Source organism: Xaviernesmea oryzae (assembly GCF_900109605.1).
GTDB lineage: Bacteria > Pseudomonadota > Alphaproteobacteria > Rhizobiales > Rhizobiaceae > Xaviernesmea > Xaviernesmea oryzae.
The window spans coordinates 71,059-91,339 of record NZ_FOAM01000004.1; the positions used below are offsets into that span (position 1 = coordinate 71,059).

A 20,281-nucleotide genomic window follows, 5' to 3' on the forward strand; every position below is an offset into this window, starting at 1 on the left:
CGGGCAGGCTTTTTGCAGGCAGTACGCGGGGTCCGCATTGCCTTTCTCAGGCGCGCGCCCGATATCCTCTGTTCATCTTCACCGGTGACACGAGACAGAGGACAGGAGCGGGCATGGAACTGACGGGCGAACAGCGCATCCCCCTGCCGCGCGACGCCGTGTGGGCGGCGCTCAACGATCCGCAGGTGCTGAAAGCCTGCATTCCCGGCTGCCAGACACTGGAATGGACCTCCGACAACACGCTGGATGCCCGGGTGCGCGTCAAGGTGGCCTTCATTCCCATGACATTCGGCGGCACCATCACCCTGTCGGAGATGCGGCCACCAGAGGGCTACCGGATCGATGCGCAGGGACAGGGCGGACTGGCCGGCTTTGCGCAAGGGTCCGCCGTGGTCGATCTCGAAGAACTGAGCGATGGGTCGGAGGCCGAGACCCGCCTGACCTATCGCATTCAGGCTGCGCTCGGCGGAAAGCTCGCCGAGCTCGGCGCATCCCTGGCGCAATCCAGCGCCGACCGGATCGCCAGACGCTTCTTCGCGGATTTTACCGCCGCCGCGCGACAAAAGGCGCAGGCCGCTTGACGGTGCGCTGAAATCAGCGCGCGGAGGAGGCGGGAAGCGCCTGCTGCGGCGTCGTGGGTGAAATCTGTTGCGCCGCCGGGGAGACGGGCCGGCCTGCGGGAATGTCGGCGGCCGGCTGGGTGACGGACGCACGCTTTTCCGCAATGCCGTGCCATTTGATCGCCTCGCGCGCTTCCACGCGGGCCTGGCGGCGATGCTTGCCCTGCTCCATCCAGGTCACGGCACCACCAATGACGATGCCGACGATCACGGCCAGAAACAGGAAGGCGAAGAGCGGTCCGCTGATCGACAGCGTGGCGTCGGACGGGTCGAAGGGGTTGAGGGCAAGACGCACCTCGTGCCGGTTGGCGACCGACAGCACGACCAGCAGGATGGCGATCGGCACGAACACCACGATATTGACGATGCGTCTGAGCACGGTACGATCTCCCAAATGGTCATTGTTGGCATAAGCGACGGCGGAGATTCCGGCGCACAGGCTGAACAGGACGGCGCAGGACCGGCCTGCAGGAGACTTCAGCGCCTCGAAACAACCGTCGCCGCTGCCAGCATCCGCAAAGCTCAAATTAGGCGTCTTGCAAGCGGCGTCCAGTCCTATGGCACCTTGCGTTTGATAAAACACGAGGAAGACACTGCAGGGGCGCGTCAGCGCGCCGAAGGGTCCGTCCTGATTTCATCTACGGACCGGCCAGCTTTATGGACGGCCTCAGGCACCATGACTGCGGGATGTCGTCGATGGAACGCGTCACACGCAGGCTTCACCGGCAGCGGCGAATCTCTTCTGCGTTCAGGGCAGAGGAGGCTAGCCTTCGTCCTCATCCTCGACATCGTCGGCATTGCCGGGGTTCAGGCGTTCGCGCAGTTCCTTCCCCGTCTTGAAGAAGGGCACCCATTTTTCCTCGACGAAGACGGAATCGCCCGTGCGCGGATTGCGGCCTGAGCGGGACGGCCGGTTCTTGACCGAGAAGGCACCGAAACCGCGCAGCTCCACGCGATTGCCCGAAGCCAACGCGTCGGTGATCTCATCGAGAACGGCGTTGACGATGTTTTCGACGTCGCGATGGTACAGATGCGGATTGCGCGCTGCGACGATCTGCACCAGTTCCGACTTGATCATGGTCGCCCCTTGTTCTCAAAAACGGCTTGCGGTTCATCCGTCAGCGCCGGCACAGGCAAGCCCCGTCCAGACCAGCCTGCCGCAACCCATGCGACCGGCCTTCTGACTGCAGCCAAGTCTTTCAACGAATTGGCGAAAGAGATTGCAGCGGACGCCTTGCGCTAGCGCTGGTCAAACTGCCAAACGGAAACCAGACCGTCAAGAAACAACTTATCGCGCAGCGTGCTTTCGAGACCCGAAAGTCCCGGCAGAAACGCCTCCAGTGCGGCCTTCGCACTGGCCATGGCATTCAGACCGAAGAAGGTCTTGGCTGGTGGCTCCCAATCGACAATCGGCAGGTTGGGGTCGATGTTGCGGCTCTTGAAATAGGCTTTGACTGCCTCCTCGCCGCCGAGATCGTCGACCAGCTTGGCGGCAAGGGCCTGACGGCCTGTCATGATCCGGCCATCGCCGACCTTCAGCGCTTCCTCGCGCGGCATCCTGCGCCGCTCGGCAACGAGATCGACGAACCAGGCATAGCTGTCATCGATCATCGCCTGGATCACCGCGCGCGCTTCCTCGCTCGGCGGGTGGAAGGGCGTTGGCTCGGCTTTGAGCGGGGTCGACTTGATTTCTTCGAGCGAAACGCCCAGCCGGTCGAGCAGCGGCTTGATTTGCGGATATTGGAAGATGACGCCGACGGACCCGGTGATCGACGTGTCGCCCGCCACGATCCGATCGCCCGCAAGCGCAATCATGTAGCCGGCCGAAGCGGCCAGGGTACGGATATCGCTGACCACGGGCTTCTTGTCGGAAACCTTCCGGATCGCCTTGTAGATGGCCTCACCGCCGAAAGCGGTTCCGCCGGGCGAGCTGATGGTGACGATCAGCCCCTTGGCATTGGCGCTGCGGCCGATGCTGTCCAGGCGCTCCAGCAATTCCTGATCATCCTGGATGATGCCGGTGATCGCGACGCGCGCGATGTGCGGCGCGGCGGGGCCGGCCTTCACACCCGAGCGGGCCGTCAGCCAGAGGACGGCGGCGCCTGCAACGATCAGGAGGATGAACGCAATGCGCCAGAAAGTCAGTTTCCGGCGCATCCGGCGCCGTTCAGCCAAAGTGGATTCGTCCATGGTCCCTCTCATCCCTGCGCCTGCTGGCAGCAGGTCCAGCCGGATCGGCCCGCGCCGAAAGCGGGTCGTTACGGCGCTGTCAGCCGACATTTACACCCGATCATAAGAAATTCGAGGCTTCCATTGTCGAGCGGTCGAAAAATCTCCATATTCCGGCTCTCAAACGCCGATGGTATGGTCCCTCAACAAATCGGCCAGTGCCGGCAGCAAACGGAACCGCTTTTATGGCCAACGACGTGCAAGTCAACAGCGCCTTGCCCCATCCGGGCGGTCCGATGGCTGACGCCTATCGCAATGCGGTGCGCCACTCCCAGCGCGTGCGCCGGCTGAAGATCATCCTGCCGCTGGCGGCCGTTTTGATCGGCGCCATTTTCCTCGTCGTCTCGGTGGTGCGGGCCTTTCTGCCGGAGCATCTGCAGATCGAAAGCGCGACGATCGAAAACGGCAAGATCGTCATGCAGAGCCCGGCCATCTCCGGACGCAACAAGCAGGACATCAGCTATTCCATGAAGGCGCAACGCGCGCTGCAGGATATTGCCAATCCGGATCTGATCACGCTGGAAAACATCCAGGCCGAAATGCCGGTCAACGATTCCACGATTGCCACGGTCAATGCCAAGAGCGGCCTTTACGATCGCGGCAAGAATACGCTGGATATGAACGCGCCATTTACCATCTCCATGAACAATGGCCTGCTTGCCGAGTTCAATTCGGCCTATCTCGACGTCAATGCCGGAGAAATGCGCAGTGACAAGCCGATTGCCGTCAGGTTGAATGGTGGCTCGATTGTTGCGAAACGGCTCGAGATGACCGATAAAGGCCATAACATTCTTTTCGAGGGGGATGTGAGGGTCCAGGTCGATCCGCGCGCTCTTCAGAAAACGCCCAACTAGGACCCAATCTTCCCATGTCGGCCATCTCTCGCTCCGCCTCCTCCGCCGTACGCACGGCTCTTACAACAGGCTTGTTGCTGATGCTGGCCGCTGCGGCCCAGGCGCAGACGCAAGCACCGGCCGGCTCCAGCCGGATGACCGGCATGAAACTGTCGAACGATCAGCCGATCCAGATCGAAAGCGACCAGCTCGAGGTGAAGGATGCCGAGAGCAAGGCGATCTTTACCGGCAACGTGAAGGTGGTGCAGGGCGCGACCACGCTGCAGGCCGGCACCATGGTGGTCTATTACAAGCCGCGCTCGGCCGGCGGCAATGGCGCCACGCCTGCGGCCAAGAACAACAGCGCGCCGGGCGGCTCCCTTACCGGCGGCAATGCGCAGATCGACCATATCGAGGTCGAAAAGAAGGTCTTCCTCTCCTCCGGCACCCAGCAGGCAACGGCCGACAGCGGCGTCTTCAACATGGATGCGCAGACGCTCGTTCTGAAGGGCAAGGAAGTGGTTCTGTCGGAAGGCGCCAATGTCTTCACCGGCTGCCAGCTCGACGTTGCGATGAACACCGGCGAAGCCAAGCTGCAGGCCTGCGGCGGCCGGGTGCGCATCCAGCTCGACCCGAAATCGCAGCAGCAGCAAACGCCGCAGCGCTCGACCAACTGAGACGCGCCTGCCTGTCGAAGGGATAGGTGGCGCGCCCTTGCCGTCATCCGCCACAATAATGCAGCGGATGACAGCGGCGGCCTCCACCTCCAGGAGGGACCGGCGGGCGGCCGCCCATTGCGAACGGCTGATGAACGAGATCGCCGTCGCGCTTCACACAGACCGGCGGGACCTTGCGGCGAGCAGGCGGAGATCGCGCTGGCGCCAGCCAACAATCGCTCATGCGAATGACCACAGTTCGAGACGGAACCCTTGTCGCTTTTCTCCTTCCTGAAAGACACGCCGAAGCCGGCCCCCTCTTCCGCGCCCCTGGTTGATGGCGAAGAGATCGATCGCACGCGCTTCGAGGGCACGCTGATCGCGCGCAATCTCACCAAGTCCTACCGCGCCCGCCGTGTCGTGCGCGGCGTCTCGCTCGTGGTTCGCCGAGGCGAGGCCGTCGGGCTTCTCGGACCCAACGGCGCGGGCAAGACCACCTGCTTTTACATGATCACCGGCCTCGTACCGGTGGATGAAGGCTCGATCGAGATCAACGGCAATGACGTGACCTCGATGCCGATGTACCGCCGCGCGCGGCTGGGCGTCGGCTATCTGCCGCAGGAAGCCTCGATTTTTCGCGGCCTGTCCGTCGAGGACAATATCCGTGCCGTTCTCGAATTCCATGAGAAGGACAAGACGCGCCAGGAGGCCAAGCTCAACGATCTTCTGGCCGAGTTTCATATTGCCCATTTGCGCAAGGCGGCAGCGATTTCACTGTCGGGCGGCGAGCGGCGTCGCTTGGAAATCGCCCGCGCGCTGGCCACCGATCCGACCTTCATGCTGCTCGACGAGCCCTTCGCTGGCGTCGACCCCATCTCGGTGGCCGATATCCAGGCCCTGGTCCGGCACCTGACCTCGCGCGGGATCGGCGTTCTCATCACCGATCATAATGTGCGCGAAACGCTCGGCCTGATCGACCGCGCCTATATCATTCATGATGGCGAGGTACTGACCCATGGGCGGCCGAACGACATCGTTGCCAATCCGGATGTGCGCCGCCTCTATCTGGGCGATAATTTCAGCCTTTGAGGCGCTGACTGCCGGTGCGGCAGGAAGGATATCTTGACCGGGCGCGAAACTTGCGCGAGGCTGGCCTGACGGTTGAATTCAGGGCGACAGCCCCGCCGACCGCTCTCCTTACGCCTCGCTTCATTGCTCAGCCGGCCGCATGCCATGGCGGAATTGCGGGCGACTGCCCGAAAAGCAGGCGAAATTCTTTAGCGATCCCGCCATTCTTGTGTGGGAGAGCTTGACCAAACCCCTTGAATAAGCAATTTTCGGGCCAGTTAGACAGACCGGCACGAAAACTTGCGCCCAGGCGCGCCGGTCGGGACGGTGAAGGGGAGTTTCGCGTCCGCATGGCACTTTCGGCCAGCCTTTTCCTGCGTCAAAGCCAGACGCTCGCCATGACCCCCCAGCTGATGCAGTCCATTCAGCTGCTGCAGATGACGCATTTCGAACTCACGCATTTCATCGAGCAGGAGGTGGAGAAGAATCCGCTTTTGGAAGTCGCGGGCCAGGACGGCGCTTTTGAAAGCGAACGCGGCGACGGCGTGGCGGCCGGCGAGCCTGCTGACGACTTCGGCCTCGAGGCCGCGACCTTCGATCCGCTCGGCGACGTCTTCGAAAACACCCGAAAGGATCTTGGGCCCCAGATGGGCGGTGAACTCGATGTCGATTTCGGCAATGTCTTTCAGGACGACGGCCCGCCGACGCGCGCCGATGCGCCTGAAATGATCGGGCAATGGCGCTCGATGGCCGGCGCCGGCACGGGCGAAGGCGCCGAGGGCTACGATCTCGAAGATTTCGTCGCCGAGCGCCGCTCCTTGCGCGACGTCCTGAGCGAGCAGATGGCACTCGCGCTGCGCGGCGAGCGCCAGCGGCTGATCGGCCTGCATCTGATCGACCATGTCGATGCCGCAGGCTATCTGCAGACGACGCCGGCAGAGCTCGCCGAGCGGCTCGGCTGCGGGTGCGCGGAGGTGGAGGATGTGCTGTCTACCTTACAGACGCTCGATCCGCCCGGCGTCTTCGCCCGCTCGCTGTCCGAATGCCTGAAGCTGCAATTGCGGGCGCTGGACCGCCTGGATCCCGCCATGGAGGCGCTGGTCGATCATCTGGAGCTTCTGGCCCGGCGCGACTTCGCCAGTCTCAAGCGGATCTGCGGCGTCGACGAGGAAGATCTGATCGACATGCTCGCGGAGATCCGCGCGCTCGACCCCAAACCGGGCACGCGCTACGAGACCGCCCCCAGCGAGGCTATCGTGCCGGATATCGTCGTGCGCCCGGCACTGGATGGCGGCTGGTCGGTGGAGCTCAACCCGGAAACGCTGCCGCGCGTTCTGGTCAATCACAGCTATTATGCCAAGGTTTCCCGTCATGCGCCGAAGCACAGCGGCGATCAGAGTTTCCTGTCGGAGTGCCTCCAAAGCGCCAACTGGCTGACCCGCAGCCTCGACCAGAGAGCCAAGACCATTCTAAAAGTGGCGAGCGAGATCGTGCGCCAGCAATCGGCCTTCCTCGCCCATGGCGTGGAGCATCTCAAACCGCTGAACTTGAAGGCGATCGCCGACGCCATCAAGATGCACGAGTCGACCGTCAGCCGCGTCACCTCGAACAAATATATGATGACGCCGCGCGGCGTCTTCGAGCTGAAATATTTCTTCACCGTGTCGATCGGTTCGGCGGAAGGAGGCGATGCGCATTCGGCCGAGTCGATCCGCCACCGCATTCGCCAGCTGATCACGACGGAACGCGCGGAAAGCGTGCTGTCGGACGATGACATCGTCGATATCCTGCGCAAATCCGGAGTCGACATCGCCCGCCGTACCGTCGCGAAATACAGGGAGGCGATGGATATTCCCTCCTCCGTCCAGCGTCGGCGTGAAAAACGCGCTCTGGCGAAAATCTCCGCCTGACCCCCGCAAGACAGGGATTGACGACCGGGCAAAGCCGCAAAGCCATGCCGCCACCGTCTTCAGGTTGCGCCATTGTGGTTGACTTCGCGTAAATGATCCGTTAACTCGCGCCGCAACCTCGCGGGTAACCGACGCCATGGCGCGGGCGGCTAAGACGTTATTCTGACTTGCTTTAGCAGAATGGCTTCACCCGCAAGCGGGGTTGGAATAGACTGGGCACGCAAATCACGAAAGAGAGGAAACTCCATGAGTGTGCGTGTATCCGGTAAAAACATGGACGTCGGCGATGCGTTCCGGACCAGGATCGAAGAGCAGATGGCCCAGGCCGTCACCAAATATTTCGACGGAGGATATTCGAGCCAAGTCACCGTTGTGAAGTCCGGTGCAGGGTTCAGCGCGGACTGCAAGGTTCATCTCGATACGGGGGCGACCCTGCAGGCCAATGGCGAGGCCAACGATCCGCAGGCCGCTTTCGACATCGCGGCCGAACGGATCGCAAAGCGCATGCGCCGTTACAAGCGGCGTCTGAAGGACCACCACAACGGCAATGGGCACGCAGCCTTCTCGGAGGTGGCCTATCGCATCATGGACTCCGTGCCTGATGAGGATGAGGAAGTTCCCGAGGATTTCGCGCCCACCATCGTGGCCGAAAGCTCCAAACAGGTGAAAACCATGTCGGTCGCCAATGCCGTCATGGCACTGGACATGACCGACGATCCGCTCCTGATGTTCCGCAATGCCGGAAACGAGCAGATCAACATCGTCTATCGACGCACGGACGGCAATATCGGCTGGATCGACGCAGCCGCGATCAAGAGCTGACGACACCCCGCACGCTTCTCGCCCATCGAGGCCTCGCTTTCCGAGGCGAGGCTTTGAAATGCGCGGCTGTCGTCTTATTTATCCAGGCATGCCTGCCGCCTCGGCCGGCATGCCTCTCTATCAAGGCGACAGCCCGCTCCATGTCCGTGCCCCGCAGAAGGGCCGGTGGCGCGGGAGCCAACGGGGACGACGAATGGCATTAGCAGGATTGCTGGATCAGGATGCAATCATCCCGGCCCTCAAGGTCAACTCGAAGAAGCAATTGCTTCTGGAGCTGTCGATCAAGGCGGCCAAACGCACCGGCTTGCCCGAGCGCGAGATCTTCGACGTTGTCCTGCAGCGCGAGCGGCTGGGTTCGACCGGCGTCGGTAATGGAATCGCCATTCCCCATGGCAAGCTGCCGCAACTGACGACCATCACCGGCCTGTTCGCCCGGCTGGAGACCCCTGTCGATTTCGAGGCGCTGGACGACCAGCCCGTCGATCTCGTTTTCCTTTTGCTGGCACCTGAAGGGGCTGGTGCCGACCATTTGAAGGCGCTGTCGCGCATTGCCCGCGTCCTGCGCGACCCGGACATGGTCTCTCGGCTGCGCGGCACGGATTCGGCCAGCGCCATCTACGCCTTCCTCAACGACGCGCACACCTCCCACGCCGCCTGATATTCTAAAGGCCATTGGCCACTGCACGGCCGCTGCATGCCTTTGCGGCGGCACGACGCTTGCCCACCTCTGCCTTTCAGCTATGGGAACACAGGCCATGTCCGGCTGAAAGCCGGGTGCTGCGCTCCTGCGATCGGTCAGCTGAAGCGCTTGGCACCGGCGACGCAGAGTACGACCACCAATGCTGACGCGACCATCGTCCAGGCGATCGGCTCCTTCAGGAACAGGGCGGCAAGCACGAGGCCGAAAAAGGGCTGGAGAAGCTGCAATTGCCCGACCCCAGCAATGCCGCCCAAAGCCAGGCCGCGATACCAGAAGATGAAACCGACCAGCATGCTGAAGATCGAGACATAGGCCAGCCCGATCCAGGCCGGTGCGTCGATGGCCGGCAGATGTGCGGGGATCGTGACCAAGGCAACCATGGCCATCACAGGCAGGGACAGGAGCAGCGCCCAGGAAATGACCTGCCAGCCGCCCAGCCGACGCGACAGAGCCGCCCCTTCCGCATAGCCGAGGCCGCAGAGCAGGATCGCGGCGATCATCAGGGCATCGCCGGCCAAGGTGCCACCCTGCCCGCGCGTTAGCGCAAAGCCCGCCACCGTTGCCGCCCCGATCAGCGAAAAGAGCCAGAAGGCCGGCCTGGGCCGCTCGCCACCGCGCAAGACGCCCGAGATTGCCGTCGACAGCGGCAGGAGCCCGATAAAGACAATCGAATGGGCGGCCGTGATCTGCTTCAGCGCCACGGCAGTCAAAAGCGGAAAGCCGACGACGACGCCCGCGGCAATGATGGCGAGCGAGGCGAGATCGGATGGAGCCGGGCGTTTCTCCTTGAATACGAGGAGCAAGACCCCCGCGAGCAGCGCGGCAATGGCTGCGCGCGCCGATGTCAGGAACATCGGCGTGAAATCCGCCACGGCAATGCGTGTCGCCGGGAGCGACCCGCTGAAAATCAACACACCCAGGAGCCCGTTGCCCCATCCCACCATGGATCGCCGCATATGCCCTCACTTTCAGCCGCAAGAGTGGCAGACGCGGGCTGGCACAGACAGAGACAGTTCGATACAATTCTGACAAACTGTATGCATTCGTCGGTCCATACAGTCATCAGCGCCTTTGAGCGCTCTTGAAGGAGCATGGATGGTGGCGACGCAGACGGAACGCCTGATGAAGGCGATCAGGACCAAGATCGCCAGCCGCGCCCTTGGTCCTGGCGATCGGTTGCCCTCGATCCGCCGCTTTGCCGAGAGCATGGGCGTCTCGCCCTCGACGGTTGTGGAGGCCTATGGCCGGCTTGAAGCTGCAGGCGTGTTGCGGGCCCGGCGCGGCTCTGGCTTCTACGTCACGGGCGCGGACATGCCGCCGATGGCGCTGGGCGAGATGGGCTCGCCCCGTGAACGCGCGGTCGATCCCTTCTGGGTGTCGCGCCAATCGCTTGATGCCGAGGCCGATGTGCTGAAGCCCGGCTGCGGCTGGATGCCGGCAAACTGGATGCCCAACACCGCCATCCGCAAAGGCTTGCGCAGTGTGAGCCGAGCCGCAGAGGGCGTGCTGGCGGATTATAGCACCGCGTATGGCTCCCCCCGCCTGCGCCGCCTGCTGATCGGCCGTTTTGCCGAGGAGGGGTTGGCGCTACCGCCGGAACAGATCATGTTGACCAGCTCCGGCACGGAAGCGATCGATCTCGTTTGCCGCCTGCTGCTGCGGCCGGGCGACACGGTGCTGGTGGACGATCCCTGCTATTTCAATTTCCAGGCCCTGCTCCGCGCCCATCAGGTCAAGATCTGCGGCATTCCCTTTACGCCGGCGGGCCCCGATGTCGCGGCCTTCGAATCCGCGATCGCGCAGGAGCAGCCGCGCCTCTACATCACCAATTCCGCGCTTCACAATCCGACCGGAGCAACAATTTCGCCGCAGACGGCGCATCGCCTTCTGCGCATTGCTGGCGCCAGCGGCCTCACGATTGTCGAGGATGAGATTTTTGCCGATTTCGAGCCCGCGCCATCGCCGCGTCTTGCCGTGCTGGACGGGATGGAGCGGGTCATCCGCATCGGCAGCTTCTCAAAGACCCTCTCCGCCTCGATCCGCTGCGGCTACATTGCCGCCCGCGCGGCATGGATCGAAAGCCTGGTCGATTTGCAGATCGCCACCCGCTTTGGCGGGCCGAGCCCGGTTTCGACCGAGATCATCGCAGCCGTCCTTGAAGGCGGCACCTATCGCCGGCACATGGATGAGCTGCGCCTTCGGTTGATACGGGCGCGCAAGGATATCGCCGAACAGCTGGCCTCGATTGGTATTTCGCCCTGGATCGTTCCGCGCGGTGGCTTCTATCTCTGGTGCCGCTTGCCGCAGGGACAGGATTCTGCCGTGATCGCCAAGCGCTGTATGGAGGAGCGGATCGTGCTTGCGCCCGGCAACGTCTTCAGCCCCACGCAATCGGCTGCATGCTTCATGCGCTTCAACGTCACGCAGATGGCGGATCCTCGCATCCTCCCCGCTCTGCGTAAGGCGATGCAAACAGGCTGAAACAGCCGCATCGCCCGCGCGCAATCCACGCAACGAAAAGGCCGGACATGCCGGCCTTTTCTCATCTCATCGCAATTCAGCGGCTCAATTGGCGGCAGGCGCTTCAGCCTCAGCCGCGGATGGCTTCGGCCCGCCCTTGGCAACGCCGACCATGGCCGGGCGCAGCACGCGTTCGCCAATGGTGAAGCCGGCCTGAACCACCTGTACGACCGTATTGTGCGGCACTTCGGCATTGGGCACTTCGAACATGGCCTGATGGAAGTTCGGGTCGAACTTCTGGCCGACAGGATCGAGCTTCTTCACGCCATGGCGCTCCAAGGCCGAGAGCATGGACCGCTCCGTCATGTCCACCCCTTCCACCAGGGAGGAGAAACCTGCATCGCCTGATGCCAGCGCCTCGGTCGGAACGGCTTCGAGCGCGCGGCGCAGATTGTCCGATACGGCCAGCATGTCGCGCGCGAAGGAGGCGACCGCATAGGTCTTGGCGTCCTTCACATCGCGCTCGGTGCGCCGGCGCAAATTGTCCATCTCGGCGGCGAGACGCAGGTAGCGGTCGCGCAATTCGGCATTTTCAGCCCTCAGTGCCTCGGCCGGATCCGGCGCGGCCTCTGCGGCGGCCGGGGCTTCCTGAACGCCCGCTTCCGGCGCGCCGGTCGCGGCTGCACCCTCAGCGGCTGTCTCCGCCAGATGCTCTTCCGTTCCGTCTGCTGGACGCTTGTTCGTTTCGTCGGTCATGGACGTCTCCGCATTATCCGTCTGTCTGGATTTCGGCCCCGATATCGAACTTCGGCGTGCAAAAATCAAGGGTTCCCGGGCTTTTCAAGAGCGCATGCTCTGAGTGACGGTCGCTTGGGCGGCGGGCATGGTGCGACCAATAACAGGGGCGGCATCAACCGACATCCATCGGACAAGACGCATCTTGATATGGTATATACTTTCGTATATACATTACTTGTAGCCTCTACAATAATTTTAGATATATCTTATAATTATGATAAATTCTCAATTTAAGAGGATCAGATTTTGAACTTCGAATGGGATGAAAGAAAACGGCATTTGGTGATCGAGGAACGCGGCGTTGATATTCTCCAAGCCGCCTTGATATTCGAAGGCCCCGTCCTGACGAAGATCGATAATCGTCGTGATTATGGTGAACAGCAGCTGATATCTTTAAAAATGTTCGATGATCAATGCTTCGTTGTTGTTTATACGGATCGTAATGGCTTGAAGCGTCTGATTACTGCATGGAAAGGAGGTCGTCATGAGCGATCCGAATATGAAAAGCGCATCGCTGGCCGAGATCAGGAGGATGAAGGCAGCTGGTGAGCTGTCTTCGAGCAACGACGCGGCCGAAGGTGCGCCTGACGGCGAAGATCTCGATCGTGACTTCTGGGACAACGCAAAGGTTGAAGAACCAAGAGTTTCGGCGACACGGCCTGTTCTTTTGAAGCTCGAACCGGAGGTGTTCGAATTCTTCAAGAAGCAAGGCAAAGGGCATGTTTCACGCATGCAGGCAGTTCTGAAAGCCTATGCCAAGGCGCATCGCTGATCGGCATTGCCGAGGAACGATGCCGCACAAAAATTGCATAGCTTTGCATGATCGGAACGGGTCGCCCTACCGCGCCAGACGCGACATCAGCTGCGCCGTATAGTCGACCATTGGCACGATGCGCGAGTAATTGAGCCGCGTCGGGCCAATGACGCCGACGGCGCCGATGATGCGGTTCTCCTCGTCACGATAAGGCGCCACGATCAGCGAGGAGCCTGACAGTGAGAACAGCTTGTTTTCCGAGCCGATGAAGATGCGCACACCCGGCCCGGTTTCGGCCAGGTTGAGGATTTCGATCAGGCTGTCCTTTTTCTCCAGATCATCGAACAGCATGCGCAGACGATCCAAGTCCTCCGCGCCATCGAGCCCTTCCAGAAGATTGGCCCGACCGCGCACGATGAGACGGGTGGGATTGTCGCCCTCGGTGCCGCCGGACCAGACGGCGAGGCCGCGCTCGACCAGGTCTTGCGACAGGGTGTCGAGTTCCCGCCGGATGGTTTCCTTGACTTTTTCCATCTGCCGCCGCAATTCGCCGAGCGTCTGGCCGGCAAGATGGGCATTCAGGAAATTCGCCGCTTCGGTCAGCTGTGAGCCGGTCACCCCACTCGGCAGCTCGATGATGCGGTTTTCCACCTGATCCTGTGCGCCGACGAGGACGGCCAAGGCTTTGTTGGGCGCCAGCCGCACGAATTCGACATGTTTCAGCATCGTGTCGGATTTGGCGGTAATCACCAGCCCGGCCCCGCGCGACATGCCCGAGAGCATCTGGCTTGCCTGCGTCAGCAGCGTTTCCACCGGCCGGTCGGGCTCGGATCGGCGCACCTGCCGGTCGATCGAGGCCCGATCCTCCGGCGAAAGATCGCTGACCTGCATGAAACTGTCGACGAAGAAGCGCAAGCCTCCCTGGGTCGGAAGCCGCCCGGCGCTGATATGCGGCGCATAGATGAGGCCCAGATCCTCCAAGTCGCTCATGACGTTGCGCACGGAGGCGGGCGAAAGGGACATAGGCAAAAGCCGCGACAGGCTGCGCGAGCCCACCGGCTCCCCGCTTTCCAGATAGCTTTCGACGATGCGGCGGAAAATCTCCGCGGAGCGTTCGTCGAGCGCGGACAGTCGTTCCCGCATGGTCGCAGTGTCACGCATCATGTCGAACCGGTCGTCTCCAGATCCTTGACGGCGGCATGGCGGCCGCATCGTCAGCCTGCCAAATATAATGGCGCGCCGCACAAGTTGAAAGAGTTTCGATCAGGCCCCTCAATGCTTGATGTCGTTGCATCCGCGCAGCGCTTCCCTTTCCTCCTTGAGCGCACTAAAAGACGCCACCACATGACGCGACGAAGGATGAGATGCGATGCGGCCCTCCGGCAGAAAAACCGACCAGATGCGCAAAGTGAGCTTCGAGCGCCGCATCTCCAAGCATGCGGAAGGCTCTTGCCTGGTCAAATTTGGCGACACCCATGTTCTGTGCACCGCCAGCCTGGAAGACAAGACGCCGCCATGGCTGCGCAACAGCGGCAAGGGCTGGGTGACGGCCGAATACGGCATGCTGCCGCGCGCGACAGGCGAACGGATGAAGCGTGAGGCCGCGTCCGGCAAGCAGAGCGGCCGCACCCAGGAAATCCAGAGGTTGATCGGCCGCTCGCTGCGCTCGGTGGTCGATCTTCAGGCGCTTGGTGAACGGCAGATCTCACTCGACTGCGACGTGCTGCAGGCCGATGGCGGCACCCGCACGGCCGCCATTACCGGCGCGTGGCTGGCTCTGAGGGATTGCCTCGCGTGGATGGAAAGCCGCAACATGATCAAGCTCGAAAAGGTGCTGAAGGATCATGTTGCCGCCATTTCCTGCGGCATCTTCGCCGGGCAGACGGTGATCGATCTGGACTATCTCGAGGATTCCACGGCTGAAACCGATGCCAATTTCGTCATGACCGGGACCGGCGGCATCGTCGAGATCCAGGGCACGGCCGAAGGCGCGCCCTTTACGGAAGAGCAGTTTTCAGCGCTGATGGGCTTGGCCAAGGCGGGGATCGGCGAACTGGTCACGCTGCAGAAGGCGGCACTGGCCGGCTGAGCCGCCGCCACCATGCCGATCGCCAGATCGAGGGAGCCGTCATGGCGACGTTGGAAGGCATTTTGGAAACGGCGCTCTATGCAGAGGATCTCGACGCCGCCGCAGCCTTTTATGGCGATGTGCTCGGCCTTGCGGAACTGACGCGCGTGCCACGCCGTCACGTCTTCTTTCGCTGCGGCCAAGGCGTGCTGTTGATCTTCAATCCGGAGGCGACCATCACGCCGCCTCCGGCTGACGCGCCGCTGGCCGTGCCGCCGCATGGCGCAAAAGGTCAGGGTCATGTCTGTTTTCGTGTGTCAGGCGCGGAGCTGCAGGCTTGGCGCCTGCGGCTTACGCAGCATGGCGTGGCGATCGAGGCCGAGGTCACTTGGCCGAACGGCGCCCGCTCCGTCTATTTCCGCGATCCCGCAGGCAACAGCCTGGAGCTCGCCGAACCGAAACTCTGGGACCTCGGGTAAAGCCCGGCATCGGTCCCGCTCGCTTCTGGAAGGTTTTCGCCATGCGCAAGCTCGAAGACAAGGTGCTGGTCGTTGCCAGCCACAACGCCGGCAAGATCGCCGAAATCCGCGACCTGATCGGCCCCCTCGGCTTCTCGGCCAAATCGGCCGCCGATCTGCATTTTGAAGAGCCGGAGGAAACCGGCACGACCTTCGAGGAAAACGCCACGATCAAGGCGCTTGCCTCGGCCAAAGCCTCCGGCCTGCCGGCGCTGTCGGATGATTCCGGCCTGGTGGTCGATGCGCTTGGCGGCGATCCCGGCGTCTACACGGCCAACTGGGCCGAAACGCCCGAGGGCACGCGCGATTTCGCCATGGCCATGCGCAAGGTCGAAGACGCCCTGCAGGAGGCCGGCGCCACGACACCGGAGGCGCGCACGGCCCGCTTCGTCTCCGTTCTGTGCATGGCTTGGCCGGATGGCCATGTCGAGCTGTTTCGCGGCGAGGTGGAAGGCCATGTCGTCTGGCCGCCGCGCGGGCTTTCCGGCTTCGGCTATGATCCGATCTTCCAACCGCTTGGCTATGATCGCACCTTCGGCGAGATGACCTCGGACGAAAAGCACGGCTGGACACATGGCGACTCCCACGCGCTGTCGCACCGCGCCAGGGCTTTCAAGCTCTTTGCCGAGACCTGCCTCAGTGCTTGAGACGCTCGACCCAAAGACCGCGCGGATCATACCGCTGACGGAGGCGACCGAGCCCGGCTTCGGCGTCTATGTCCACTGGCCCTTCTGCGCGGCCAAATGTCCTTATTGCGATTTCAACAGCCATGTCCGCCACCAACAAGTGGATCAGGCGCGCTTCGTCGCGGCCTTCAAAGCGGAAATGGCGGCGGCACGTGCCTTGTCCGGCCCGCGCACCGTCACCAGTATCTTCCTCGGCGGCGGCACGCCCTCGCTGATGGAGCCGGCGACGGTGGATGCCGTGCTCTCGCAGATCGGTCAGCTCTGGCATATGCCTGACGGGATCGAGATCACCATGGAGGCCAATCCGTCGAGCGTCGAAGCCACGCGTTTTCGCGGCTATCGGGCCGCCGGCGTCAACCGCGTCTCGCTCGGGGTCCAGGCGCTCAACAATCGCGACCTGAAATGGCTTGGCCGCCTGCACGATGTCGAGGATGCGCTGAAGGCGATCCGGCTGGCGCGCGAGATCTTCCCACGCATGTCCTTCGACCTCATCTATGCCCGGCCCGGCCAGACGGTGGAGGCCTGGGCTGACGAATTGCGCCAGGCCGTCGATCTCGCGGTCGATCATCTTTCGCTCTACCAGCTGACGATCGAGGAAGGCACGCCCTTCTTTGGCCTGCACAAGGCTGGAAAGATCACCGTGCCCGATGACGACATGTCGGCCGAACTTTATGAGGCGACACAGGCCATCACCGCCGAGATCGGCATGCCCGCCTATGAAGTTTCCAACCATGCGGCGCCGGGCGCAGAAAGCCGGCACAACCTGACTTATTGGCGCTACGGCGATTATGCCGGCATAGGCCCCGGCGCCCATGGCCGGCTGACCTCAGGCGGCGAAAAATTCGCCACGGCGACCGAGCGGCACCCTGAGACCTGGCTTGCCAAAGTGGAGACGGAGGGCTGCGGCTTCGTCGATTGCGAATCGCTTGCGCGTGAGGAACAGGCAGATGAATTGCTGCTGATGGGCCTGCGCCTGCGCGAAGGCGTGGATCTTGCCCGCTGGCAGGCACTCTCCGGCCGCGATCTCGATCCGGCACGGGAAGATTTCCTGATCGAACAAGGCTTCATCGAACGGCTGGGCAACTCCCGCCTGCGCTGCACGCCGAAGGGCATGCTGGTTCTGGATGCGGTGGTGGCCGATCTCGCCTGCTGATGTCGGCACCCCGAAAGCGGCGTCTCAGAGCGCCCTCATTTTACATCGCATTGTCCAAGATCGGCTTCGCCTTTAGTCCAATCCTCTAGCCGGCAGCCATCGTGCTATAGGCACGCCGCCCGGCGACAAAGGTCTGCCGGACACGCGGCGCCTGCCCTTCCGGCCAGTCGATGAGAATGAGGTCGGCGCGCTTGCCGGCGGCAATCGTTCCACGATCATGAAGGCCACAGGCCTGCGCCGGATTGCGCGACACCAGCGGCCAGAGAGCATGCAAGGGGGCCACCCGTTCGGCATGCAGCCTGGCAAGCGCCAGAAGCAATGCCGGATAATAATAATCCGAGGCCAGAATATCGCAGAGGCCCGCGCGGATCATCTCGGCCGCGTTGGGGGACGCTCCGAGATGGCTGCCGCCACGGGCCGCATTGGGCGCACCGAAGACCAGCATATCTCCTGCCGCGCGCGCCGCTTCGGCCACTTTTTCGCTCATCGGAAATTCGCTGATGCGCGCGCCAAGCCCGCGATAATAATCGCGCGTCTTCAACTGGCTGTCGTCATGGGACAGCATCGCCGCGCCGGCTGCCCTGCCGGCTGCGGCCACCTCGAGGATGGCGGCGGGCACTTCGGGGCGGCGGGCCCAGACGGCGCGCAGCCCCTCTTCGGCTTCGGCCACCGTCGTCTGCATCCGACGCGCCCGATCCTCAAGGCGCGTGCGAAATCTCGGATGATCGGCATCGGCAACGGGGAAATCGGGGTCGAAGTCGAAAGGCCGCTCCTGCACGGGCACACGCGGATCCAGCATGATCATCGAGGTATGGTCGTTAAAAGCGATGCTCGGGAGGAGTGCGCTCTTCAGAGCATCCCTGATCAGGTCGATCGCTTCGAAGCAGAAGGTTTCCCAGCGCAGTTGCAGGCGATTTTCCACGAGAAGGCGCGGCGAAAGCTCTGTCAGGCAGTTCAGGATCGCCCGGCCGGTCTCCACCGAACGCAGACCCGGCTCCCAGCTCAAGGTCAGTGCGTGATAGGCGGTGGCGATGCCATTGGCCGCAAGCTGGCGATCGGTTTCCAGAAGGGCGGCGGCTAGGGGCAGCATCACGCCTGGGCGCGGCATGACCTGACGCTCAAAGGCATCGCCATGAATGTCGACAAAAGCCGGCGCCAGCACGAGGCCGCGCGCGTCAATGACCTCGGCCCCTTCGATGGCACCATCCAGATCCGTGATCCGACCGGCTTCGACGCGAATGCGCACCCGATCCAGCCGATCCTCCAGAATGACAGTGGCGCCATCGATCACAAAGACATCGGAAGCGGGCATGGGAGCATCTCCTTGAAACGAGCAACCGCCCCTTTAACGACGCATTCAGGCGGGCGCCACGAGCGCCTGCGCTACACCGGTTTTCTGACAGAAATGCTACAGCTTGGGGAAGACTTGCCTGAGGCTGGCCACGCAGAGCTTGATCTGCACAGCACGCTTCAACCCAAGCGCTTGCGCGGGATCAGACCCACTCGCCCTTGCGCATGACCGGCTTGCTGCTGCCATCTGCAGCGATGCCGTCGACATCGACCTTGTCGGAGCCGATCATCCAATCGATATGGATCAGGCTGGAATTGCCGCCACGCACCTTGATCTCCTCTTCCGAGAGCGCCGCGCCATTCAGGAAGCATTTGGAATAGCACTGGCCGAGAGCGATGTGGCAGGAGGCATTTTCGTCAAACAGGGTGTTGTAGAAAAGTATGCCGCTTGCCGAAATCGGCGAAGAATGCGGCACCAGCGCCACCTCGCCCAGACGGCGCGCACCTTCGTCGGTGTCAAGAACCTTGTTCAGGACCGCCTCGCCCTTTGCCGCATGAGCCTCGACGATGCGTCCCCCTTCGAAACGCACGCGAATGTCATCGATCAGCGTGCCCTGATGCGAGAGCGGCTTGGTCGAGGACACATGACCTTCTACCTTCAGCGCATGCGGCGTGGTGAAGACCTCTTCGGTCGGGATGTTCGGATTGCAGGTGATGCCGTTCTTGGCGGTGGACGCGCCGCCATGCCACTCATGCTCGTCGGCCAAGCCCACTCTCAGGTCTGTGCCTGGCCCGGTGAAATGCAGTGCGGAAAACCGCTCGCCATTCAGCCAGGCGGAACGCTTGGCGAGTTCGCCATTGTGGCGGGCCCATGCTTCGATCGGGTCGGGCTGATCGACCCGCGAGGCTGCAAAGATCGCCTCGGCAAGCTTGGACACGGCGACCTGCTCGGGATCGTTCGGAAACACCTGTCGCGCCCAGGACGGATTGGGAAACGAGATGATGTTCCAGTTGATGTCGAAATTGGAGATCTTCTCCAGCGCAGGCTTGTAGGCGACAGACGTGGCGCGATTGGCCCGGGCGACCTTGGCCGGGTCCTCATTGGCCAGCAGCAGCGGATTGTCACCGGAAATGGCGAGCCGCGCCGCATTGCCGGCATAGGCCTTGGCCATGCCCTCATAAAGCCAGCCGGTGGCGCGATCGAAGCTTTCGTCGGGCGCGTGGCGATACCGCGCCAGTGTCGTCTCCTCATCGGCATAGAATGTGGTGACGAGGCCCGCCCCGGCCTCATAGGCCTTGCGCGTGATCAGCCTGACGAGCGAAACGGCATTGAGCGGCGCGGTGATCACCAGATCCTGGCCCGGCTCCAGCCTGAGCCCGACCTTGACGGCGACCTCCGCCAGCTTTTCCAGCTTAGCGGTATCGATGGCGGCGTTGGGGGTCAGCGCATTCATAGGAGAAGCCTCCGATAGCGGGTGAGCAATGTTTGGGCTGACACAACTAGGCCCGTTCCGGGCAAAAATGAAGGGCGGGCGGAGGACTTTGCTTATCGAGACCGCAGAATTGCGTCAGCCTGAAACAGGGATGCTGCGAAGCAACATCCTGCCCTCAATTCGCCGGAATGTCGCCCTAGCCCTGTTGCCTCGCCCAAACCTCTGCTATGAAAGCTGGCTGGCGGCTTCGCCGCTCTTCCCGCATGGGCTGTCAAGGAGATCG

Annotated in this window: 22 protein-coding genes; 14 read left to right on the forward strand and 8 right to left on the reverse strand. The window is 62.6% G+C overall.

Translation table 11 applies throughout. The features are described 5' to 3' along the window. The first annotated feature begins 113 nt into the window (after positions 1-113). On the forward strand, positions 114-581 hold the full coding sequence (locus BMX61_RS05780) for an SRPBCC family protein (protein ID WP_075628575.1): 468 nt from the start codon (positions 114-116) through the stop codon (positions 579-581). Positions 582-594: 13 nt separating this feature from the next. Here BMX61_RS05780 and BMX61_RS05785 read toward each other — a convergent pair whose 3' ends face one another. The 3 genes from BMX61_RS05785 to sppA all read right to left on the reverse strand — a co-directional run bounded on the left by BMX61_RS05785 (position 595) and on the right by sppA (position 2,810). Further along, positions 595-999 (reverse strand): DUF1049 domain-containing protein, encoded by a 405-nt coding sequence (locus BMX61_RS05785; RefSeq protein ID WP_075628671.1) that lies wholly within the window; start codon positions 997-999, stop codon positions 595-597. Positions 1,000-1,383: 384 nt separating this feature from the next. Further along, positions 1,384-1,698: an integration host factor subunit beta gene (locus BMX61_RS05790; RefSeq protein ID WP_075628574.1), complete on the reverse strand. Its 315-nt coding sequence runs from the start codon at positions 1,696-1,698 to the stop codon at positions 1,384-1,386. Between the two features lie 161 nt (positions 1,699-1,859). Next, positions 1,860-2,810 carry a signal peptide peptidase SppA gene (gene sppA / locus BMX61_RS05795; RefSeq protein ID WP_075628573.1) on the reverse strand — a complete coding sequence of 317 codons (951 nt, stop codon included), beginning with the start codon at positions 2,808-2,810 and terminating at the stop codon, positions 1,860-1,862. 224 nt (positions 2,811-3,034) lie between these two features. On the opposite strand from sppA, the gene lptC reads away from it, so the two are divergent. The 6 genes from lptC to ptsN all read left to right on the forward strand — a co-directional run bounded on the left by lptC (position 3,035) and on the right by ptsN (position 8,796). Then, on the forward strand, positions 3,035-3,703 hold the full coding sequence (gene lptC / locus BMX61_RS05800) for an LPS export ABC transporter periplasmic protein LptC (RefSeq protein WP_075628572.1): 669 nt from the start codon (positions 3,035-3,037) through the stop codon (positions 3,701-3,703). Positions 3,704-3,783: 80 nt separating this feature from the next. Then, positions 3,784-4,359 (forward strand): LptA/OstA family protein, encoded by a 576-nt coding sequence (locus BMX61_RS05805; RefSeq protein WP_234794619.1) that lies wholly within the window; start codon positions 3,784-3,786, stop codon positions 4,357-4,359. Positions 4,360-4,668: 309 nt separating this feature from the next. Continuing rightward, a complete protein-coding gene (lptB, locus tag BMX61_RS05810; protein ID WP_083639536.1) occupies positions 4,669-5,427 on the forward strand; it encodes an LPS export ABC transporter ATP-binding protein in 759 nt (252 codons plus the stop codon). A 377-nt stretch (positions 5,428-5,804) separates the two neighbouring features. Further along, entirely contained in the window at positions 5,805-7,316 is a 1,512-nt protein-coding gene (gene rpoN / locus BMX61_RS05815) for an RNA polymerase factor sigma-54 (RefSeq protein WP_407703747.1), read from the forward strand. A 246-nt stretch (positions 7,317-7,562) separates the two neighbouring features. Beyond that, entirely contained in the window at positions 7,563-8,138 is a 576-nt protein-coding gene (gene hpf / locus BMX61_RS05820) for a ribosome hibernation-promoting factor, HPF/YfiA family (RefSeq protein ID WP_075628569.1), read from the forward strand. Positions 8,139-8,331: 193 nt separating this feature from the next. Further along, complete coding sequence (gene ptsN / locus BMX61_RS05825; RefSeq protein ID WP_075628568.1) at positions 8,332-8,796, forward strand: PTS IIA-like nitrogen regulatory protein PtsN; 465 nt, start codon at positions 8,332-8,334, stop codon at positions 8,794-8,796. Positions 8,797-8,933: 137 nt separating this feature from the next. On the opposite strand, the gene BMX61_RS05830 is transcribed toward ptsN, so the two are convergent. Next, positions 8,934-9,794 (reverse strand): DMT family transporter, encoded by an 861-nt coding sequence (locus BMX61_RS05830; RefSeq protein WP_075628567.1) that lies wholly within the window; start codon positions 9,792-9,794, stop codon positions 8,934-8,936. A gap of 139 nt (positions 9,795-9,933) precedes the next feature. Between BMX61_RS05830 and BMX61_RS05835 the strand changes: the two genes are divergently transcribed. Beyond that, positions 9,934-11,319: an aminotransferase-like domain-containing protein gene (locus BMX61_RS05835; protein WP_234794606.1), complete on the forward strand. Its 1,386-nt coding sequence runs from the start codon at positions 9,934-9,936 to the stop codon at positions 11,317-11,319. Between the two features lie 84 nt (positions 11,320-11,403). Here BMX61_RS05835 and grpE read toward each other — a convergent pair whose 3' ends face one another. Next, positions 11,404-12,054, reverse strand: a complete 651-nt coding sequence (gene grpE, locus BMX61_RS05840; protein WP_075628566.1) for a nucleotide exchange factor GrpE — start codon at positions 12,052-12,054, stop codon at positions 11,404-11,406. A gap of 288 nt (positions 12,055-12,342) precedes the next feature. Here grpE and BMX61_RS05845 point away from each other — a divergent pair, with 288 nt between their 5' ends. Both BMX61_RS05845 and BMX61_RS05850 read left to right on the forward strand, forming a co-directional pair. Next, positions 12,343-12,645: a BrnT family toxin gene (locus BMX61_RS05845; protein ID WP_075628565.1), complete on the forward strand. Its 303-nt coding sequence runs from the start codon at positions 12,343-12,345 to the stop codon at positions 12,643-12,645. Further along, positions 12,581-12,868 carry a BrnA antitoxin family protein gene (locus tag BMX61_RS05850; RefSeq protein WP_139198884.1) on the forward strand — a complete coding sequence of 96 codons (288 nt, stop codon included), beginning with the start codon at positions 12,581-12,583 and terminating at the stop codon, positions 12,866-12,868. The genes BMX61_RS05845 and BMX61_RS05850 overlap by 65 nt, the downstream gene beginning before the upstream one ends. A 66-nt stretch (positions 12,869-12,934) precedes the next feature. Here the strand turns inward: BMX61_RS05850 and hrcA are convergent, their stop codons facing one another. Next, positions 12,935-14,014 carry a heat-inducible transcriptional repressor HrcA gene (gene hrcA / locus BMX61_RS05855; RefSeq protein WP_075628563.1) on the reverse strand — a complete coding sequence of 360 codons (1,080 nt, stop codon included), beginning with the start codon at positions 14,012-14,014 and terminating at the stop codon, positions 12,935-12,937. Between the two features lie 205 nt (positions 14,015-14,219). On the opposite strand from hrcA, the gene rph reads away from it, so the two are divergent. Genes rph through hemW form a run of 4 tightly spaced genes read left to right on the forward strand, consistent with a single transcriptional unit; the run spans position 14,220 to position 17,275 of the window. Further along, positions 14,220-14,939, forward strand: coding sequence for a ribonuclease PH (gene rph, locus BMX61_RS05860; protein WP_075628562.1), 720 nt, complete (start codon positions 14,220-14,222; stop codon positions 14,937-14,939). 41 nt (positions 14,940-14,980) lie between these two features. After that, the gene (locus BMX61_RS05865) at positions 14,981-15,397 is read left to right on the forward strand and encodes a VOC family protein (RefSeq protein ID WP_075628561.1); all 417 of its coding nucleotides are present in this window, start codon (positions 14,981-14,983) and stop codon (positions 15,395-15,397) included. Between the two features lie 41 nt (positions 15,398-15,438). Beyond that, a complete protein-coding gene (rdgB, locus tag BMX61_RS05870; RefSeq protein WP_075628560.1) occupies positions 15,439-16,083 on the forward strand; it encodes an RdgB/HAM1 family non-canonical purine NTP pyrophosphatase in 645 nt (214 codons plus the stop codon). Next, positions 16,076-17,275 carry a radical SAM family heme chaperone HemW gene (gene hemW, locus BMX61_RS05875; RefSeq protein ID WP_075628559.1) on the forward strand — a complete coding sequence of 400 codons (1,200 nt, stop codon included), beginning with the start codon at positions 16,076-16,078 and terminating at the stop codon, positions 17,273-17,275. The genes rdgB and hemW overlap by 8 nt, the downstream gene beginning before the upstream one ends. 85 nt (positions 17,276-17,360) lie before the next feature. On the opposite strand, the gene BMX61_RS05880 is transcribed toward hemW, so the two are convergent. After that, positions 17,361-18,587: an alpha-D-ribose 1-methylphosphonate 5-triphosphate diphosphatase gene (locus tag BMX61_RS05880; protein ID WP_075628558.1), complete on the reverse strand. Its 1,227-nt coding sequence runs from the start codon at positions 18,585-18,587 to the stop codon at positions 17,361-17,363. A gap of 181 nt (positions 18,588-18,768) precedes the next feature. Next, positions 18,769-20,019: an aminopeptidase gene (locus BMX61_RS05885; RefSeq protein WP_075628557.1), complete on the reverse strand. Its 1,251-nt coding sequence runs from the start codon at positions 20,017-20,019 to the stop codon at positions 18,769-18,771. Between the last annotated feature and the right edge of the window lie 262 nt (positions 20,020-20,281).

Coding starts and splice junctions, on each gene's coding strand:
- BMX61_RS05780 (WP_075628575.1), top strand. CDS start 114: ATGGAACTGACGGGCGAACAGCGCATCCCCCTGCCGCGCGACGCCGTG.
- BMX61_RS05790 (WP_075628574.1), bottom strand. CDS start 1,698: ATGATCAAGTCGGAACTGGTGCAGATCGTCGCAGCGCGCAATCCGCAT.
- sppA (WP_075628573.1), bottom strand. CDS start 2,810: ATGGACGAATCCACTTTGGCTGAACGGCGCCGGATGCGCCGGAAACTG.
- lptC (WP_075628572.1), top strand. CDS start 3,035: ATGGCCAACGACGTGCAAGTCAACAGCGCCTTGCCCCATCCGGGCGGT.
- BMX61_RS05805 (WP_234794619.1), top strand. CDS start 3,784: ATGCTGGCCGCTGCGGCCCAGGCGCAGACGCAAGCACCGGCCGGCTCC.
- rpoN (WP_407703747.1), top strand. CDS start 5,805: ATGACCCCCCAGCTGATGCAGTCCATTCAGCTGCTGCAGATGACGCAT.
- hpf (WP_075628569.1), top strand. CDS start 7,563: ATGAGTGTGCGTGTATCCGGTAAAAACATGGACGTCGGCGATGCGTTC.
- ptsN (WP_075628568.1), top strand. CDS start 8,332: ATGGCATTAGCAGGATTGCTGGATCAGGATGCAATCATCCCGGCCCTC.
- BMX61_RS05830 (WP_075628567.1), bottom strand. CDS start 9,794: ATGCGGCGATCCATGGTGGGATGGGGCAACGGGCTCCTGGGTGTGTTG.
- BMX61_RS05835 (WP_234794606.1), top strand. CDS start 9,934: ATGGTGGCGACGCAGACGGAACGCCTGATGAAGGCGATCAGGACCAAG.
- grpE (WP_075628566.1), bottom strand. CDS start 12,054: ATGACCGACGAAACGAACAAGCGTCCAGCAGACGGAACGGAAGAGCAT.
- BMX61_RS05850 (WP_139198884.1), top strand. CDS start 12,581: ATGAGCGATCCGAATATGAAAAGCGCATCGCTGGCCGAGATCAGGAGG.
- hrcA (WP_075628563.1), bottom strand. CDS start 14,014: ATGATGCGTGACACTGCGACCATGCGGGAACGACTGTCCGCGCTCGAC.
- rph (WP_075628562.1), top strand. CDS start 14,220: ATGCGGCCCTCCGGCAGAAAAACCGACCAGATGCGCAAAGTGAGCTTC.
- BMX61_RS05865 (WP_075628561.1), top strand. CDS start 14,981: ATGGCGACGTTGGAAGGCATTTTGGAAACGGCGCTCTATGCAGAGGAT.
- rdgB (WP_075628560.1), top strand. CDS start 15,439: ATGCGCAAGCTCGAAGACAAGGTGCTGGTCGTTGCCAGCCACAACGCC.
- BMX61_RS05880 (WP_075628558.1), bottom strand. CDS start 18,587: ATGCCCGCTTCCGATGTCTTTGTGATCGATGGCGCCACTGTCATTCTG.
- BMX61_RS05885 (WP_075628557.1), bottom strand. CDS start 20,019: ATGAATGCGCTGACCCCCAACGCCGCCATCGATACCGCTAAGCTGGAA.